Source organism: Croceibacterium selenioxidans, from assembly GCF_018599195.1.
Classification (GTDB): Bacteria; Pseudomonadota; Alphaproteobacteria; order Sphingomonadales; family Sphingomonadaceae; genus Croceibacterium_A; species Croceibacterium_A selenioxidans.
In genome coordinates this window covers 832,210-847,756 of sequence record NZ_JAHFVK010000002.1, presented here as the reverse complement: position 1 = coordinate 847,756, position 15,547 = coordinate 832,210, and the positions used below count along the sequence as shown (strand labels likewise).

Here is a 15,547-nt window from a genome sequence, read left to right as displayed (position 1 = left end):
GCCTGCCTCATCTGGCGTTAAGCGGGGTGGCGCGATAAACTGGAGCAGCCATTCAAGGAATTCGATTCATGAAGCTTGCCCCGAAGTTCGCCGGCTCCGTGCGCGCTGCCGCGCTGGTGACGGCCGTTGCGCTGCTTCCCACGACGACCGCGGTGTTCGCCCAGGTCGAGAGCCGGTCTTCTCCCGAATTCGCCAAGCTCTTCGCCACCTACCAGCGGATCAAGTCGAGCTACGTCGAACCGGTTGACGATGAGGTCCTGATCCGCGGCGCCATCGACGGGATGCTTGCCGCGCTCGATCCGCACTCGGCCTATCTCGACGGGGCCGCGCTGGAGCGGCTCGAAACGATGATCGATGGCAATTATGAAGGGCTCGGCATCTCGGTACAGATGGACGACGGTGCCGTGAAGGTGGTGTCGCCTTTCAAGGGTAGCCCGGCCGATAAGGCGGGGATCAAGGCCGGCGATTACATCACCCATATCGAAGGCAAGCTGATCTACGGGCTCGAGCTTGACGAAGCGGTCAAGCAGATGCGCGGACCGGCGGGCACCGCGGTGCGCCTGTCGATCTTCCGTCCGGGCCGCGAAGAGCCGTTCGATGTCAGCGTTACACGGGGCGTGGTCGAACTGGAGCCGGTTACGTTCGAACTCAAGCCCGGCGGCATCGGCGTGATCAGTGTCAACGAATTCAGCCGCGACGTGGGGGTCGACGTGAACGATGCGATTGCCTCGCTGCGTCGCGACGCCGGTGGCAAGCTGACGGGCCTGGTCCTCGACTTGCGCAAGAACCCGGGGGGCTCGCTCGACGAAGCAGTAGCGCTCAGCGACCTGTTCCTTTCCGAAGGGCAGATCGTGTCCCAGCGCGGACGCAACCGCCGCGATTCGGTCTATTACGAAGCGGAGAGCGTCTATCGCGGCGATGCCGCGGCAGGCCTGCCGATCATCGTGCTGATCGATGCCGGTTCGGCCTCCGCTAGCGAGATCGTCGCCGGGGCACTGCAAGACCAGCATCGCGCTCTCGTCATGGGCGAACGCAGTTTCGGCAAGGGCAGCGTTCAAACGCTCCTACCGCTGACGCGCGATTCGGCGCTGAAGCTCACTACGGCGCGTTACTACACGCCGTCGGGCCGTTCGGTGCAGGAAGGCGGAATCGAACCCGACATCCGCGTCCCGCAGCTCAGTGATCCCGATGCCGCCAAGCGCTCTCAGTACCTGATGCGCGAAAGCGACTTGCGCGGCCACCTGGTCAACGAAGTAGCGCTCGAGGACGATCAGCTCGAGGCCGACCGGATCGACGATCCGCGCTTCAAGCTGACTGCGGAACAGCTCGAAAAGCAGGGCATCGATGACTTCCAGCTCGATTACGCACTCAGAACCCTGCGCCGCACCGGCGGTTCGGTGATTGCACGGAGCAAGTGAGTTCAGCTACGCCGCGCTGATGAACCCTTCGCAAAAGCTCGCGCAGCGCCTCGCGCTCGGAGTGCCCGCGCTGCTGCTCGCGGGCGCCTATCTCTCGCAATACGGCTTTGGCCTCTATCCGTGCGAGATGTGCTGGTGGCAGCGCTATCCCCACTTTGCGGCCGTGGGGCTGGCGCTCCTTTCGACGTTGATCCCTCCACGAACGCTGTGGATCGGCCTGGCGGGCCTGGCCGTGTTCGTGTCCGGCCTGATCGGCGGTTTTCATGCGGGTGTGGAATATGGCTGGTGGCAAGGTCTGACGACGTGCTCGGGCCCTCTGGGAGCGGGCGGGGGCGATCCGCTCGACGCGATCATGAATGCGCCGCTGGTCCGGTGCGACGTACCGGCATGGACCCTGGGTGGTATCTCCTTGGCGGGTTTCAACGCGCTGATTTCAGTAGTTTCAGCGATAGCGATATTCGTTCTTCTGGTTAAGGGTCGCCGAGCATGACCGATCGCGCGCAAATGATCCGTGTGGACCAGGCCGGTGAATACGGCGCGACGCGGATCTATGCCGGCCAGCTGGCGGTCATGGGCGATCGTGCGCCGCATTCGGGCGAGATTCGCGCGATGGCGGAGCAGGAGGCAGGCCACAAGGCAGAGTTCGATGCCCTCATGGCGAAGCGGGGCGTTCGCCCCACGGCGCTACAGCCGATATGGTCCGTCGCCGGATATGCTTTGGGCGCGGCGACCGCGCTGATCGGCCCGGAAGCGGCCATGGCCTGTACTGCGGCCGTCGAAACGGAAATCGATCGTCACTATTCGCGCCAGCTGGAAAAGCTTGCGCAAGACAGGGGAACGGCGGAGGATGATCCTGAGCTTGCCGATATGATCGAGCGGTTCAGGGAAGACGAGCGGGCCCACCACGACGCCGCGATTGCCGCTGGCGCGGAACGGGCCCCGGCCTATCCGTTGCTTTCCGCCGCGATCAGATTCGGATGCCGGGCGGCGATCCGCTTGTCGGAGAAGATTTAAGGGGAACCGTGGGCGCGGCTGCGGCGCTTCACTATGGGTTCACGGGCCAAAGCGCCTATGCGGATTGCGGGGCTCCCCTCGCTGGAAGGAACGGACAATGACTCGCCTGCTTGCCCCCTCGATGGTTGCGATCGCCGCCTCGATCGCCCTGTTGCCTGCGCCTGCCGCGGCCCAGGACCAGGCCGGCGACAAGGTCAATACGGTGATCATTTACGGCGACGACGAATGTCCGCCCTCGGTCGCCGGGGAAATCGTGGTTTGCGCGCGCATGGATGAAAGCGAGCGATTCCGCATTCCCGAACCGCTGAGGGAAAGCAGCAGCCCCTCGAACCAGTCCTGGGCCCAACGCGTGAAGTCGTACGAGACGGTCGGTGCGTTCGGCCCGATGTCTTGCACTCCGGTGGGCGGCGGGGGCCAGACCGGGTGCACGGCCCAATTCATCGAAGCGGCCTACGCCGCGAAGCGCGAAGGCACCGACGTTCGCTTCAGCCAGCTGATCGCCGACCAGCGCGCGGAGCGTCTTGCGACCCTCGATGCCGAGGCGGCGGAGACCCAGGCCCGCGTCGAACAGGCCGAGCAGGAATACATGGAACGCCAACGCCGGGAGCAGGATGCCGCGGGCACCCCGGTCCCCGAAGCCGCTCCGACGGCCGCTCCGCGCACGGTCGACCCGCTGGCCATTCCGCCCTCTCCGTAAGGGCGTTTGACGGGCTCTTAACCCGTCTACGGTAGTCGCGGGGGCAATGAATGCTCCCGCAACCTTCCCGTCGCGAATCCTTACCGTCTTCGGCACTCGACCGGAGGCGATCAAGCTGTTCCCGCTGGTTCACGCGCTGGAGGCCGATCCGCGCTTCGAGAGCCGTGTCTGCGTCAGCGGGCAGCATCGGGGCATGCTCGATCAGGTGCTGGCGATCTCCGGCCTGGTGCCAGACTACGATCTCAATCTCATGCGGCCGGATCAATCGCTTGATGCGCTGACCGCAGCCCTTCTCACCGGCCTCGGTCAGGTCATGGACGTCGAGCGGCCCGAATGGGTCGTCGTGCAGGGCGACACGGCCACGGCGATGGCTGGCGCGCTCGCGGCCTATTACCGCAAAATTCCGGTCTGCCACGTCGAGGCGGGGCTGCGCAGCGGCAATATCCATCATCCCTGGCCCGAAGAGATCAACCGCCGGATAATCGGCACGATCGCCGCGCTTCACTGTGCCCCGACCGAGACCGCCGCCGAAGCGCTGCGGCGCGAGACGGTCGATCGGGCCACGGTGCATGTCACCGGCAACACTGTAATCGACGCCCTGCACTGGATCACCGCGCGGATCGCGGAGCAGCCCGAGTTGGCGTCGGGGCTAAGTGAGCTCGAGCGGAAGTTTGGAGGCAAGCGGGTGATCGGCGTCACCAGCCATCGCCGGGAGAACTTCGGCGGGGGCATGGAGGCGATCGCCGGAGCTATCCGTCGTCTTGCAGCCCGCCAGGACGTGGCGGTGATCTTCCCGGTCCACCTCAATCCCAACGTCCGCCAGGTCATGAACGCCGAGCTTGCCGGCCTCGACAACGTCGCGCTTATCGAACCGCTCGACTATCCGCATTTCGCGCACTTGCTGGGTCTCGCCACACTGATGCTGAGCGACAGCGGAGGAGTGCAGGAGGAGGCGCCGGCGCTGGGCAAGCCGGTGCTGGTGATGCGCGAGACGACCGAACGGCCGGAAGGAATCGAGGCGGGCACGGCCCGGTTGGTGGGCACCGACGAAGACCGCATCGTGGCCGAGGCGGAGCGGCTCCTCGATGACCCTGCCGCCTATGCGGCGATGGCGCGGGCCCATAACCCGTTCGGCGACGGCAAGAGCTCGGCGCGGATCGTGGAGTTGCTGGCCCGAGGTTAACGTTACCGCTTCTTTCACCCTTTTGCGCGATGGCCAGCTCTGGTTCTTGCGAAGGGGTCGTCAGTGCGGGGTGAAGCTTTACCCACAGTCAGTGTAATCGGGCTCGGTTATATCGGCCTTCCCACCGCGGCCATCGTCGCGCGGGCCGGGATGCGCGTGCAGGGCGTGGACGTGTCGCAGGAGGTGGTCGACACGATCAACCGCGGTGCGATCCATATCGAGGAGGTCGATCTCGATGGCCTCGTTCAGGGCGTCGTCCAGCGCGGCCTGCTCTCCGCGGCGACCGGGGTCGAGCCGGCGGACGTCTTCGTCATTGCGGTACCGACGCCTTTCGCCAAGGACGGCAAACATACGCCCGACATCTCCTACGTGCTGGCCGCGGCCCGCGCTGTGGCGAAGGTGCTCAAGCCGGGCGACACGGTGATCCTCGAATCGACTTCGCCGGTCGGCACTACCGAGGCCATGCGCGATCTGATCGCAATCGAGCGGCCTGACCTGCGCATGCCCGGATTATGCGACGGCATACCGGACGTTTCGCTGGCCTACTGTCCGGAGCGTGTGCTTCCCGGCCGGATTCTCCAGGAGCTGACCGACAACGACCGCTCGATTGGCGGCGTGACGCCACGTTGCGCGCGCAAGGCGCTGTCATTCTACAAGCGTTTCGTGCGCGGCACTTGCGTCACGACCGACGCGCGCAGCGCGGAGATGACCAAGCTGGTCGAGAACGCCTATCGCGACGTCAACATCGCCTTCGCCAATGAGCTCTCGATGGTGGCGGACGCGATGGAACTCGACGTGTGGGAAGTGATCCGCCTCGCCAACCGGCATCCTCGCGTGAACATCCTATCGCCGGGTCCCGGCGTCGGCGGACATTGTATCGCGGTCGATCCGTGGTTCATCGTCCACGGCGCGCCGGAGCAGACACCGCTCATCCGCACCGCTCGTGGCGTCAACGATGCCAAGATCCATCACGCGATCGCTCGCGCGACGGCACTCGTGGAAGCTCATCCGGGCGCCGGCGTCGCCTGCCTCGGTCTGGCGTTCAAGGCCAACATCGACGATTTCCGCGAAAGCCCGGCGCGGCTCGTCGCCGCCACTCTCGCGCGTCGTTACGGCAGCCGCATCTCTGTGGTCGAACCCTACGCAGCCGAGCTGCCGCGCGAGTTCGAGGGGACCGGCGCCGCGCTGGTCGACATCGATACCGCGCTTGAAAGCTGCGACGTCCTGATCGTCCTCGTCGACCACGACGTATTCCGCTCGGTCCCGTTAGCGGAGCGGGCGGGCAAGGCCGTCTATGACACCCGCGGTATCTGGCCGGACCAACCGGCTGCTCGGGAGCCCGAGGCCCTGCGCAAGGCAGGGTAATAGCCCTTCCCCCCTGGGGAGAAGGTTGGGGACGAGGGCGTTAGACGAAAGCTAGTGGCCCCTCACCCTCCGCGCCTGCGGCACCACTCCCTGTCTCAAGAGGACGAGCGAATTCAGCCTCCCGGGTACCGCTCAAATTCAGGCAGCGCGGAAAGGTCCTTCATCCACGGCAGCCGTTCGGCGACCTGGATCTGCGCGCCGGGCGGCATCGCCGCAGCATTGTCGAGAGTGGCCGACTGGACGTCGACAATTCCCGGCAGCACCCCGGCGTTGCGATAGAACAGGCCGGTGCCGCAGGTCGGGCAGAACTGCCGTTCGGCGCCGTTCTTGCCGTGATAGGTCGTCAGCTCTCCCTGTTGCAGGTGAAACTGATCTTCCTTCACCGCCAACCACGTTACCATCGGTGCGCCGGCAGCGGCACGGCAATCCGCGCAGTGGCAGACAGCGTTGTGCGCCGGCTCCCCCTCTATCTCATAACGTACGGCGCCGCACTGGCATCCTCCGGACTCGGCCATGATCATCCTCCATCGCGAATCGACGATGAGAACATATCAGGAACGAAGGTGCTAGAAAAGACCCGCTAGACGAGCGAGATATCCGGCGCGTCTTCCTGCTTCATGCCGACGACGTGATAGCCGGAATCCACATGATGGACTTCGCCCGTAACGCCACTCGACAAGTCGCTGAGCATGTAGAGACCGGCCCCGCCGACATCCTCGATCGTGGTATTGCGGCGAAGGGGAGAGTTCAGCTCGTTCCACTTGAGGATGTACCGGAAGTCGCCGATCCCGCTCGCGGCGAGGGTCTTGATCGGGCCCGCGCTGATAGCGTTGACGCGAATGTTCTCCGGACCGAGGTCGTTGGCCAGGTACTTCACGCTGGTTTCCAGCGCTGCCTTGGCCACGCCCATGACGTTGTAGTGCGGTACAACCTTCTCGGCGCCGTAGTAGGTCAGCGTCAGGATCGAACCGCCGTTCGGCATCATCTCCCGCGCGCGCCTGGTCACCGCGACCAACGAGTAGGCCGAAATGTTCATCGTCATCAGGAAGTTGTCGAGGCTGGTGTCGACATACTTTCCGCGCAGCTCGGTCTTGTCGGAAAAGCCGATCGCGTGGACGACGAAGTCGATCGTGTCCCAGCGCGACTTCAAGGTCTCGAACGCCGCATCGAGCGCTTCCATGCTCGAAACGTCACAGTCGAAGCAGAAGTCCGATCCCAGCTGTTCCGCCAGCGGGCGTACCCGCTTCTCAAGAGCTTCCCCCTGATAGGAAAAGGCCAGTTCCGCGCCATGCTCCCGCAGCTTTTGCGCGATGCCCCAGGCCAGCGATTTCTCATTCGCGAGGCCCATGATCAGCCCCCGCTTTCCAACCATCAATCCAGATGTCATCGGCTTCCCTTCTCAGCCTCCGTCATCGTGTTCTCCTTGCCGTCCGTCTTGGTGTCTTTCCCGGCGCCGTTTTTCACGCGAACCCTGTTGTCGGTCTGGCCTATCCGGTCCTCCTCCTCCTCAGGAGTCTCGGCCAGGGCCGCGTTGAGTTCGGCGCCCATCACCATCCCTAGGCCCACCAGCCAGAAAAAGAAAAGCACGATCATGAACCCGGCAAGCGAGCCATAGGTCAGGTCATAGGCAAAAACGGTCCGCAGCAGGGGTGGGAGCGCCAGGGTGACGCCAGCCCACCACACCGTCACGAGCAAGGCGCCGGGCCATTTGGGATAGCGTGGCTTGCGATAGGCGGCCGGCGTCAGAATGTAGAACAGCATGTAGAGCGAGACGTAGAGGCCGGCGGCGGTCAGCATGCGAGAATAAGTGAGCGTGCCCATCGCGCCGTCGAGCTCGGGGAACCAGACGGAGATCACTTCTTGCGCCGCGCCGATCAACACCTGCGCAAGCAGGCTGAGCATCAGCAAGACCACCGCGGCCAGGATGATGCCGGTCGAAAAGACGCGGTATTTCCAAAAGGCTTGCGTCGGGCGCGTGCCATAGGCCCGGCGGAGGATGTCGCGGATCGTTTCGATCAGGCTACCTACCGTCCACAGGCCGGCAAACGCCGCGGCCCAGAGAAACCAGCCGCTTCGCGCAATCACCACGTCACGAGCGACGGGCTCGATCACCTCCGCCACGACTGGCGGCACGGCGGCGAGGACCGCATCGATCATGGCCATGCGATCGCCTTCTTCGAAGATCGCGGTGAAAATCGCTCCGGCCGTGATGGCAAAAGGGAAGATCGCCAGCAACGTCATGTAGGCGAGATTGCCGGCGTGGATGAAGCCGTCGTTGTAGGCGCCGGTCAGGACCCGCTCGACAACTCGCCGCGGGCGGCTTCCCGGCGCGATCGCCCGGGCAACATCGGCGGGTAGTCCCGCCCTATGCCTCAACGCTTCCTTGCGCCGCGCCTCTGGGGAGCGATCGGGTACCGGCGGGCCGGGTCGGTCATGGTCCGTAAGTCCGGGAGCCATCCAACCCCTCCTAACCGGCTTCATCCCATTCGCAATGGTTTAGACGCCCAGCCGGTTCCGCACTCCGGTGCCATCGCTCCAGCCTTCGAGCCGTTCGGTGAGATCCGTGAGATTTTCGGGCAGGTGGATCTCAAGCCTCACAAGCTGGTCGCCGCGCCCGCCGTTCTTGCTCGAAAAACCGCGGCCCTTGAGGCGCAAGACCTTTCCGGAGTCGGAGCCGGGCACGATTGTCAGCATTACCGGGCCTTCGACGGTGGGCACTTTCACTTTCGCGCCACGCACCGCTTCGTCGAGGGTGATCGGCAAGTCGAGCCGCACGTCGTCGCCGTCGCGGGTGTAGAAGGGGTGAGATTCGACCATTATGGTCACCAGCGCGTCGCCGCTGCCAGCGGGGCCCGGATCGCCTTTGCCCTTGAGGCGCATCTGCGTGCCGTCCTCGACGCCGGGGGGCAGCTTGAGGTCGATGGTGTTGCCTGTCGACAAGGTAATGCGCTGGGGCTTCAGCGTCGCCGCGTCGACGAACGGCACTTTCAGGCGATAGCTGGTGTTGGCCCCGCGTTGCGGTGACGCTTGCCGCCGGCCGCCGAAGCCGCCCATGCCGCCAGGCGCTTCGCCGCGCGCGCCGAAACCGCCTGAGCCGCGCCCGAACAGGCCTTCGAACAAGTCGCTGATGTCGGTTTCTTCCCCGGCGCCAAAACCCTGGAAGTCACGCGCCGAATAGCTGCGCGCTCCGCCGCCGGGACCTGGACGAAAGCCGCCCGTCCCGCCGAAGGGCATGGCCGGGTTACCGTCCGCGTCGATTTCGCCACGGTCGAACTTGGCCCGCTTGTCTTTGTCGGACAGCAGATCGTAGGCCCGAGTCACTTCGGCGAAGCGCTCGGATGACTTGGGATTGTCCTTGTTGCGATCCGGGTGGAGCTCCTTGGCCAGCTTGCGATAGGCGGACTTGATGTCCTTCTCGCTCGCACCGCGCTGCACGCCCAGAGTGGAATAGGGATCGGCCATGGCGTGTTAGCTAGGCAGAACAGTGGCAAGGCGCAAGCGAGGCTGTGCTGATCGTCTCACGCTGGCCCAAAACCGCCGCTATGTATTTCCTACAGGCGATCGAGGCGTTAGGCGTCTTTACATGACTTTTCGCGCCGCCTCGAACTCCACAAAATTGCGCAAATTGACAGTTTCGGGGGGCGTCCCCAACATTCGGTCAGAACCGTGTCACCCCGTCACCCCCTGTCAACTTGGAAAGGCCCTGCGCCGTGAAGGATGAACAGGACGCGATCCCGCATGGCGATCCTTACGAGTTGTTCGAATCCTGGTTCGCGGAGGCGCGGGCCAGCGAGCCGAACGATGCGAATGCCATGGCGCTGGCCACGGCCTCCGCGGACGGCATGCCCTCGGTGCGCATGGTGCTGCTGAAGGAGCACGGGCCCCAGGGCTACGTGTTCTATACCAATGCCGAGAGCCGCAAAGGCGGGGAGATTCGGGCCAATCCGCGCGCGGCGCTGCTGTTCCACTGGAAGTCGCTCGGGAGGCAAATCCGGATCGAAGGTCGGCTCGAGGAGGTCGGGCCCGAGATGGCCGACGCCTACTTCGCTTCGCGGCACCCCGATTCGCGGCTCGGATCGGCGGCTTCGGATCAGTCGCGCCCCCTCGACAGTCGCAAGACTTACCTTGACCGGGTCGAGGACTTGCGGGCGCGCCACGGGGAGGGTGTGCCGCGCCCGCCGCACTGGACGGGCTTTCGCCTTGTCCCCGAACGGATGGAGTTCTGGCTGTCACGAGAGCACCGGCTGCACGAGCGGCGCCAGTATGTCCGCGCCGGTGGCGATTGGACGAGCGTGCTGCTGTACCCATGACCGAAGATCGCGCCTTGCTCACTCGTAGTGCGGCCTTCGCCTCGCTGGGGATGGCGCTGTTCCTGGCGATTCTGAAGGGCTGGGCGGCCTGGACCACGTCCTCGACCGCCATGCTCGGCAGCCTTGCGGACACCGTGCTCGACATGATCGCCAGCCTTGCCACGCTGATCGGAGTGTGGGTCGCGGCGCAGCCGGCGGACGAAAGCCACCGGTTCGGCCACGGCAAGGCCGAGTCCCTGGCCGCGATGTTTCAGGTAATCCTGATCGTCCTATCGGCAGGCGCTATCGGCTTGCGGGCTGTGACGGCGCTGATCGAAGGCGGCCGGACCGAGGCGGCTGGACAGGGCATCCTCGTCTCGATCATTGCCATCGGCGCGACGATGGGGCTGCTTGCCTGGCAGAACCACGTGATCCGTCGCACCGGTTCGATCGCCATCAGGACCGACAACCTGCACTACAAGTCGGACCTGTTTCTCAACCTCGCGGTGATCGCGGCGCTGGTGCTCGACCAATATCTCGGTTTTACACGGGCGGACCCGCTGTTCGGGCTCGGCATTGCAGCATGGCTCGCATGGGGGGCGTGGCGTGCCTCGACCGAGGCGATCGATCACCTGATGGATCGCGAGTGGCCGGAGGAGAAGCGCCAGCGCTTCGTGGAACGCGCGGCCCAGCACCCCGAACTCAGCAAGCTGCACGACTTGCGCACCCGCACCAGTGGCGGAAGCGATTTCGCCCAGTTCCACGTCGATCTTCCGCCCGAAATGACCGTCGCCGAAGCGCACGACATCATCGAGCGTGTCGAAGCGGACTTGTGTTCGGCTTTTCCCGGGCTCGAACTGCTGATCCATATCGACCCTGCCGGGCATGTCGACGAACCGGGCAACAAGCTGGTCGAATCCGATGAATTCACCAAGCTGGAGACCAAGCCGTGACTCGCGTGTCCTTTCCCTACTGGCATGTCGATGCCTTCGCCGATCGTCCCTTCGCGGGGAACCAGGCGGCGGTCATGCCACTGGCGGAATGGCTGCCCGACGCAGTGCTGCAGGCCATCGGGGAGGAGAACAACTTCGCCGAAACTGCCTTCGTGGTGCCCGACGCGAGCGGGGAGGCCGACTGGGAACTGCGCTGGTTCACGCCCACGTGCGAGATTCGGCTGTGCGGGCATGCCACGCTCGCCAGCGGACATGTCTTGCTCGGGCGGGACGGCGGCGAGCGGGTCACGTTCCGGACACGCAAAGCCGGAGTGCTCGAAGTGCGGCGCCTCGCAGAGGGTGGTTACGAACTCGCCCTGCCGGTGATCCCGACCACGCCCGGCGAATGGCCGGAGGCGGTCGCTCTTCTCGGTGCGAAGCCGCTTGAAGTCTGGCGGAATCCCGACCGTTACAACGTGTTCGTGTTTGAGAACGAAGATCAGGTCCGGGCACTCACGCCCGATTTGCGCGGCCTTGGCCAATTGGGCGATGATCAATTCATCTGCACTGCGCCCGGTCGCGATTTCGACGTCGTCAGCCGGGTTTTCGTACCGGGCGGCGGGGTCGATGAGGATAGCGTCACGGGTTCCGCCCATGCCGTGCTGACGGCGTTCTGGGCGGCTAGGTTCAGGCGCTCCAGCTTCACCGCGCACCAGGCATCGGCACGTGGCGGTGACCTCACCTGCCGGCTCGACGGGGATCAGGCGTGGCTGGGCGGAGAGTGCGTCACCGTCGTTGAGGGTAACTTCTACCTCTAGCGGTAGAGGTCGACGATCCTTGCCAGTGTCTCGACGAGCGCGGCCCGATCGGGCTCGTCGGTCTTGCCGAGGCGGACCACGGTAAGCTGGCGGCTCGGCGAGACAAGAACGTACTGTCCAAGATGGCCGACCGCCGCGAACAGATCGCCGGGGCCCTCTTCGGGGAACAGCACCTCGCGGTCACCGCCCGAATCGCGGTTGAGCCACACGGTGGCGCCATAGTCGGACGAGCGCGGACTCGGCTTGGTCATGAACTCGATCCAGGCCCGCGGTACGATCTGCGCTCCTTTGACCGAGCCTTTCCGGCGCAGGAATTCGCCAAAACGGGCCCAGTCCGGAGCGGTCGCCCAGACCATGCTGCCGCCCATCATCGTCCCAGCCCGATCGTATTCGGCAGTGAGTGACTTCATTCCGAGCGGCACGGCCAGGCGAGCGTCGAGGTAGTCCGCCATCAACCGCTGCCGTTCCGCCGCCGTTCCGGCGTCCGGCGCCACGACACGACCGGCTACGTCGGAGAGGATCATCGCATCGGGCGTTGAATACTTGAACTTGCGCCCCGGCTCGCTTTCGAGTGGCTGCGCCTCGGCCCAGCCGGCCATGTTGTCGCGCCCGTCGAGGAACATCATCCGCACTTCGCCCGAAGTGTAGACCGGCTCCGCCTTCTCTTCGTGTCGAAGGCCAGAGCGCATCTGCAGCAGCTGGCGCAGCGTAATCTCGCCGCGAGGATCGCCTGCGCGCTGCCAGCGCGGGATGGGAGGCGGCTCATCAAGGTGGAGGCGCCCGTCGGCTACGAGCAGGCCGATCAACACCCCCGTCACCGTCTTGGACATCGACCAGCCAAGGAAGCGCGTCTCCGGCCCGTAACCCTCGCCGTAACGCTCGGCCACGACCTCGCCCCCGTGCATCACGATGAGCGCGCGCGTCTCGCCGATACCTTCTCGAGTGAAGGCTTCGTCCACGGCGCGGGCGAGCTTCTCGCGGTTGACGCCCGGGTTCTCGACCACCGCCTTGAGCGCAGCGGGCGGCACCGGTGGCTCGGACGTGGACGAGCCATCGCCACAACTCGCCAAGAGCAGGGCTGGCAGGGCGGCGGCAAGGAAGCTAGTGAGGGCAGGGCGCGGCATCGGCGCGCACCTATTCCAACAGGCACTGGACGATGGCAACCGCAAAGCGAACGAGTGGGCGAAGCATGGCGCGCACAACTGGGTATAAGCGCAGGCTATGGCCCTCGGTCTTGCTTGGGCTCCTTGTTCTCGGCGGTGTGCTGGCGTGGATCTACCGCGAGCCTATCGCGGGCTACACCACGGTCGGTACGGCTTATGGCGCTCGCACGGCTTGTTCATGCCGCTACGTCGCCGGGCGTAGTCTGGGCGACTGCAAGAAGGACTTTGAGCCCGGCATGGAAGTGGTTTTTCTTAGCGACGACGAAGAGGCCAAGAGTGTGACCGCGAGCGTGCCGTTGATCGCCAGCGACACGGCCCGTTACCGCGACGGTTACGGCTGCGTGCTCGATTCCTGGGAGGAATAGGGCTCGGTCGCCTCGATCCACCCGCCGCCGACCACCCTGTCGCCAGCATAGAGCACTGCCGCCTGGCCTGGCGCGACGCCAAATTCGGGGTCGGCGAAGCGGATTGTGACCTCCGCTCCCTCTCCAAATGGCCCTTCGAGCGTGACGGGCACGGGTTTTGCCAACGAGCGCACTTTTGCCGTTAGCGGCACGTCCGGCAGGGGGCCGATCCGGTTGGTTTCGGCGATCCGGGCCGATCCGACGGCGAGCAGACGCTTGGGGCCGACCCGCACCTCCGCGGATCCGGCATCGAGCGCTACGACATAGAGCGGCTCTGCCTGGCCGCCGATCTCCAGCCCGCGGCGCTGGCCGACGGTATAATGGATGACGCCGGCATGCTCGCCGAGGGTCTCGCCGGTTTCGGCATGGACGATCTTGCCGGTTCGCGCCCCCTCGGGCCGAACCGATTTGACGATGCGCGCGTAATCGCCGTCGGGGACGAAGCAGATATCCTGACTGTCGGGCTTGGCGGCGACCGCGAGGCCGAACTCTTCGGCGATTCGGCGCACCTCTTGCTTGGGCATGCCGCCCAGCGGGAAGCGGAGGAAGTCGAGCTGCTCCTCGGTCGTCCCGTAAAGAAAATAGGACTGGTCCCGCGCCGGATCGAGTGCGCGGTGCAGTTCTGGCCCGGCCGGGCCTTCCACACGGCGGACATAGTGGCCGGTGGCGAGGCAATCCGCGCCAAGCTCGCGCGCCATGCGCAGCAAATCGGTGAATTTCGGCCCCATGTTGCAGCGGATGCAGGGGATCGGGGTGCGCCCGGCGAGATAGTCCTCGGCGAACCGCTCAACCACTTCTTCACGGAACTGGCTTTCGTGATCGAACACGTAATGCGCGATGCCGAGGCGGTCGGAGACCTTGCGGGCATCGCGGATATCGTCGCCCGCGCAGCACGCTCCCTTACGACCGGTAGCGGCGCCGTAATCGTAGAGCTGCAACGTCACCCCGATCACTTCGGCCCCGCTGGCCGCCGCCAGAGCCGCGACGACCGAGCTGTCGACACCACCCGACATCGCCACGACCACGCGGCATTGCGCAGCCGCGCGCGGCAAGTCGAACAAGGCTGCGGCCTGTTCGGCCGAAACCCGGGCAAGATTGAAGGCGGGATTCATGCGGCGCGCCTTTACACCCGGAGAGCCGTATCCTCCAGCGCCGTTTACCGAACCTAACGCAGGGTAAACTGCCGCTTTACCTGTTCTTGACGTTAGGGGGCTAATCCAGCGGCATGATCGAAGGAAAGCCACCCCTGCCCGACGCGTCGTACCCGCTGGAAAGCGAGGGTTGCGAAGCCGGAAATCTGCGTCCACTGCGGTGGGACGAACTGGTGGCGCGCCTGTCGGCCGCACGTGACTTGCATGCCGAATGGCTTGGGGTCGATCAGGGCGGAGAAGGCAGTTTCGATGCCGATTCGGCACGAAAGATCGCGGCTCACCACAATGGCAAACCGACGATTAACCTTGAAGGTTCAGCCAATTTCAAAAGCGTCGCGTGCAATGCCGCGACTTCAATAATTGATGCCGGAAGCAACGTCTCCCAGGGCGCCGTGAGGAAGTAAATGATCGAAAACCAGAATATCCGGCCGGCGAAAGTTATCGGACCTCTTGGCGAACCGCTGACGATCGCCAGCTTGCCGCCGCCCAACACCAAGCGTTGGGTCGTGCGCCGGAAGGCCGAGGTTGTGGCCGCGGTGAACGGGGGCCTGCTGACCATCGACGAGGTGCTCGAGCGCTACAATTTGACGCTCGAAGAGTTTGCCGGCTGGCAGCGCGCCGTCGATCGCTCGGGTATGCAGGGCCTGCGCGTCACCCGAATCCAGCACTATCGCGACCTGTACGAGCGTCAGCTCAAGTACTGACTTCACCCATCCTCCGCCCATTGGGCCCCGGCTTCGTCGTGGGCCGCCGGGGAACGCATCTGCGCAGCCTCCGTTAGGGGCATGTGCGCACGAGAGGTGCGACAAGCAGGAGGACCTGACCAATGGGTTGGATAATCGCTATAATCGTCGGGGGCGTGGCGGGCTGGCTTGCCAGCATGGTTATGAACCGTGACGCGTCCATGGGCATCTTCATGAACATTATCGTCGGTATCGTCGGTGCGCTGCTCGGTAACGTGCTGGCCGGCGTTCTCTTCAACGTCCAGGGCTCGATCCAGTCGTTCAACCTGACCGGCTTCATCATTGCGGTGATCGGGGCGGTCGTGCTGCTGGGGATCGTGAACCTCGTCCAGAGAGGACGGGTCCGATAAGCCGCGGACAATTTGATACA

General features: G+C 64.9%; 19 protein-coding genes. 13 read left to right on the top strand and 6 right to left on the bottom strand.

Annotation, left to right across the window (positions count from 1 at the left end):
- Nucleotides 1-68 precede the first annotated feature (68 nt).
- The 6 genes from KK137_RS12865 (at nt 69) to wecC (ending at nt 5,677) form a co-directional block, all read left to right on the top strand.
- Entirely contained in the window at nt 69-1,418 is a 1,350-nt protein-coding gene (locus KK137_RS12865) for a S41 family peptidase (protein ID WP_214536907.1), read from the top strand.
- A gap of 19 nt (nt 1,419-1,437) precedes the next feature.
- Nucleotides 1,438-1,908 (top strand): disulfide bond formation protein B, encoded by a 471-nt coding sequence (locus KK137_RS12860; protein ID WP_214536905.1) that lies wholly within the window; start codon nt 1,438-1,440, stop codon nt 1,906-1,908.
- Nucleotides 1,905-2,432, top strand: a complete 528-nt coding sequence (locus KK137_RS12855; protein WP_214536903.1) for a demethoxyubiquinone hydroxylase family protein — start codon at nt 1,905-1,907, stop codon at nt 2,430-2,432. Before KK137_RS12860 ends, KK137_RS12855 begins: the two co-directional genes overlap by 4 nt.
- 97 nt (nt 2,433-2,529) lie before the next feature.
- The gene (locus KK137_RS12850; protein WP_214536901.1) at nt 2,530-3,129 is read left to right on the top strand and encodes a hypothetical protein; all 600 of its coding nucleotides are present in this window, start codon (nt 2,530-2,532) and stop codon (nt 3,127-3,129) included.
- A gap of 46 nt (nt 3,130-3,175) precedes the next feature.
- The gene (wecB, locus tag KK137_RS12845) at nt 3,176-4,312 is read left to right on the top strand and encodes a non-hydrolyzing UDP-N-acetylglucosamine 2-epimerase (RefSeq protein ID WP_214536900.1); all 1,137 of its coding nucleotides are present in this window, start codon (nt 3,176-3,178) and stop codon (nt 4,310-4,312) included.
- A 63-nt stretch (nt 4,313-4,375) separates the two neighbouring features.
- A complete protein-coding gene (gene wecC / locus KK137_RS12840; RefSeq protein WP_214536898.1) occupies nt 4,376-5,677 on the top strand; it encodes a UDP-N-acetyl-D-mannosamine dehydrogenase in 1,302 nt (433 codons plus the stop codon).
- Between the two features lie 113 nt (nt 5,678-5,790).
- On the opposite strand, the gene KK137_RS12835 is transcribed toward wecC, so the two are convergent.
- The 4 genes from KK137_RS12835 to KK137_RS12820 form a co-directional block, all read right to left on the bottom strand.
- Nucleotides 5,791-6,192: a GFA family protein gene (locus KK137_RS12835; protein ID WP_214536892.1), complete on the bottom strand. Its 402-nt coding sequence runs from the start codon at nt 6,190-6,192 to the stop codon at nt 5,791-5,793.
- A gap of 65 nt (nt 6,193-6,257) precedes the next feature.
- Nucleotides 6,258-7,064 (bottom strand): enoyl-ACP reductase FabI, encoded by an 807-nt coding sequence (gene fabI, locus KK137_RS12830; RefSeq protein ID WP_214536890.1) that lies wholly within the window; start codon nt 7,062-7,064, stop codon nt 6,258-6,260.
- Nucleotides 7,061-8,134: a YihY/virulence factor BrkB family protein gene (locus KK137_RS12825; RefSeq protein ID WP_214536888.1), complete on the bottom strand. Its 1,074-nt coding sequence runs from the start codon at nt 8,132-8,134 to the stop codon at nt 7,061-7,063. The genes fabI and KK137_RS12825 overlap by 4 nt, the downstream gene beginning before the upstream one ends.
- A gap of 39 nt (nt 8,135-8,173) precedes the next feature.
- The gene (locus tag KK137_RS12820) at nt 8,174-9,139 is read right to left on the bottom strand and encodes a DnaJ C-terminal domain-containing protein (RefSeq protein ID WP_214536886.1); all 966 of its coding nucleotides are present in this window, start codon (nt 9,137-9,139) and stop codon (nt 8,174-8,176) included.
- 248 nt (nt 9,140-9,387) lie between these two features.
- On the opposite strand from KK137_RS12820, the gene pdxH reads away from it, so the two are divergent.
- The 3 genes from pdxH to KK137_RS12805 are packed head-to-tail and all read left to right on the top strand — an operon-like array spanning nt 9,388 to nt 11,716.
- Nucleotides 9,388-9,987: a pyridoxamine 5'-phosphate oxidase gene (gene pdxH / locus KK137_RS12815; protein WP_214536884.1), complete on the top strand. Its 600-nt coding sequence runs from the start codon at nt 9,388-9,390 to the stop codon at nt 9,985-9,987.
- Nucleotides 9,984-10,919 carry a cation diffusion facilitator family transporter gene (locus KK137_RS12810; protein WP_214536882.1) on the top strand — a complete coding sequence of 312 codons (936 nt, stop codon included), beginning with the start codon at nt 9,984-9,986 and terminating at the stop codon, nt 10,917-10,919. Before pdxH ends, KK137_RS12810 begins: the two co-directional genes overlap by 4 nt.
- Before the next feature lie 5 nt (nt 10,920-10,924).
- A complete protein-coding gene (locus tag KK137_RS12805) occupies nt 10,925-11,716 on the top strand; it encodes a PhzF family phenazine biosynthesis protein (protein ID WP_214537514.1) in 792 nt (263 codons plus the stop codon).
- On the opposite strand, the gene KK137_RS12800 is transcribed toward KK137_RS12805, so the two are convergent.
- The gene (locus KK137_RS12800; protein ID WP_214536880.1) at nt 11,713-12,840 is read right to left on the bottom strand and encodes a serine hydrolase domain-containing protein; all 1,128 of its coding nucleotides are present in this window, start codon (nt 12,838-12,840) and stop codon (nt 11,713-11,715) included. The genes KK137_RS12805 and KK137_RS12800 overlap by 4 nt on opposite strands.
- A 65-nt stretch (nt 12,841-12,905) precedes the next feature.
- Between KK137_RS12800 and KK137_RS12795 the strand changes: the two genes are divergently transcribed.
- A complete protein-coding gene (locus tag KK137_RS12795) occupies nt 12,906-13,244 on the top strand; it encodes a hypothetical protein (protein WP_250893849.1) in 339 nt (112 codons plus the stop codon).
- Here the strand turns inward: KK137_RS12795 and mnmA are convergent.
- Entirely contained in the window at nt 13,211-14,395 is a 1,185-nt protein-coding gene (gene mnmA, locus KK137_RS12790; RefSeq protein WP_214536876.1) for a tRNA 2-thiouridine(34) synthase MnmA, read from the bottom strand. The two genes, KK137_RS12795 and mnmA, sit on opposite strands and share 34 nt — an antisense overlap.
- Nucleotides 14,396-14,508: 113 nt before the next feature.
- Here mnmA and KK137_RS12785 point away from each other — a divergent pair, with 113 nt between their 5' ends.
- From KK137_RS12785 to KK137_RS12775, 3 genes are all read left to right on the top strand, one after another.
- A complete protein-coding gene (locus KK137_RS12785; RefSeq protein WP_214536874.1) occupies nt 14,509-14,838 on the top strand; it encodes a hypothetical protein in 330 nt (109 codons plus the stop codon).
- Nucleotides 14,839-15,138, top strand: a complete 300-nt coding sequence (sciP, locus tag KK137_RS12780) for a CtrA inhibitor SciP (protein ID WP_214536872.1) — start codon at nt 14,839-14,841, stop codon at nt 15,136-15,138.
- A 122-nt stretch (nt 15,139-15,260) separates the two neighbouring features.
- A complete protein-coding gene (locus KK137_RS12775; RefSeq protein ID WP_214536870.1) occupies nt 15,261-15,527 on the top strand; it encodes a GlsB/YeaQ/YmgE family stress response membrane protein in 267 nt (88 codons plus the stop codon).
- Nucleotides 15,528-15,547: the final 20 nt, after the last annotated feature.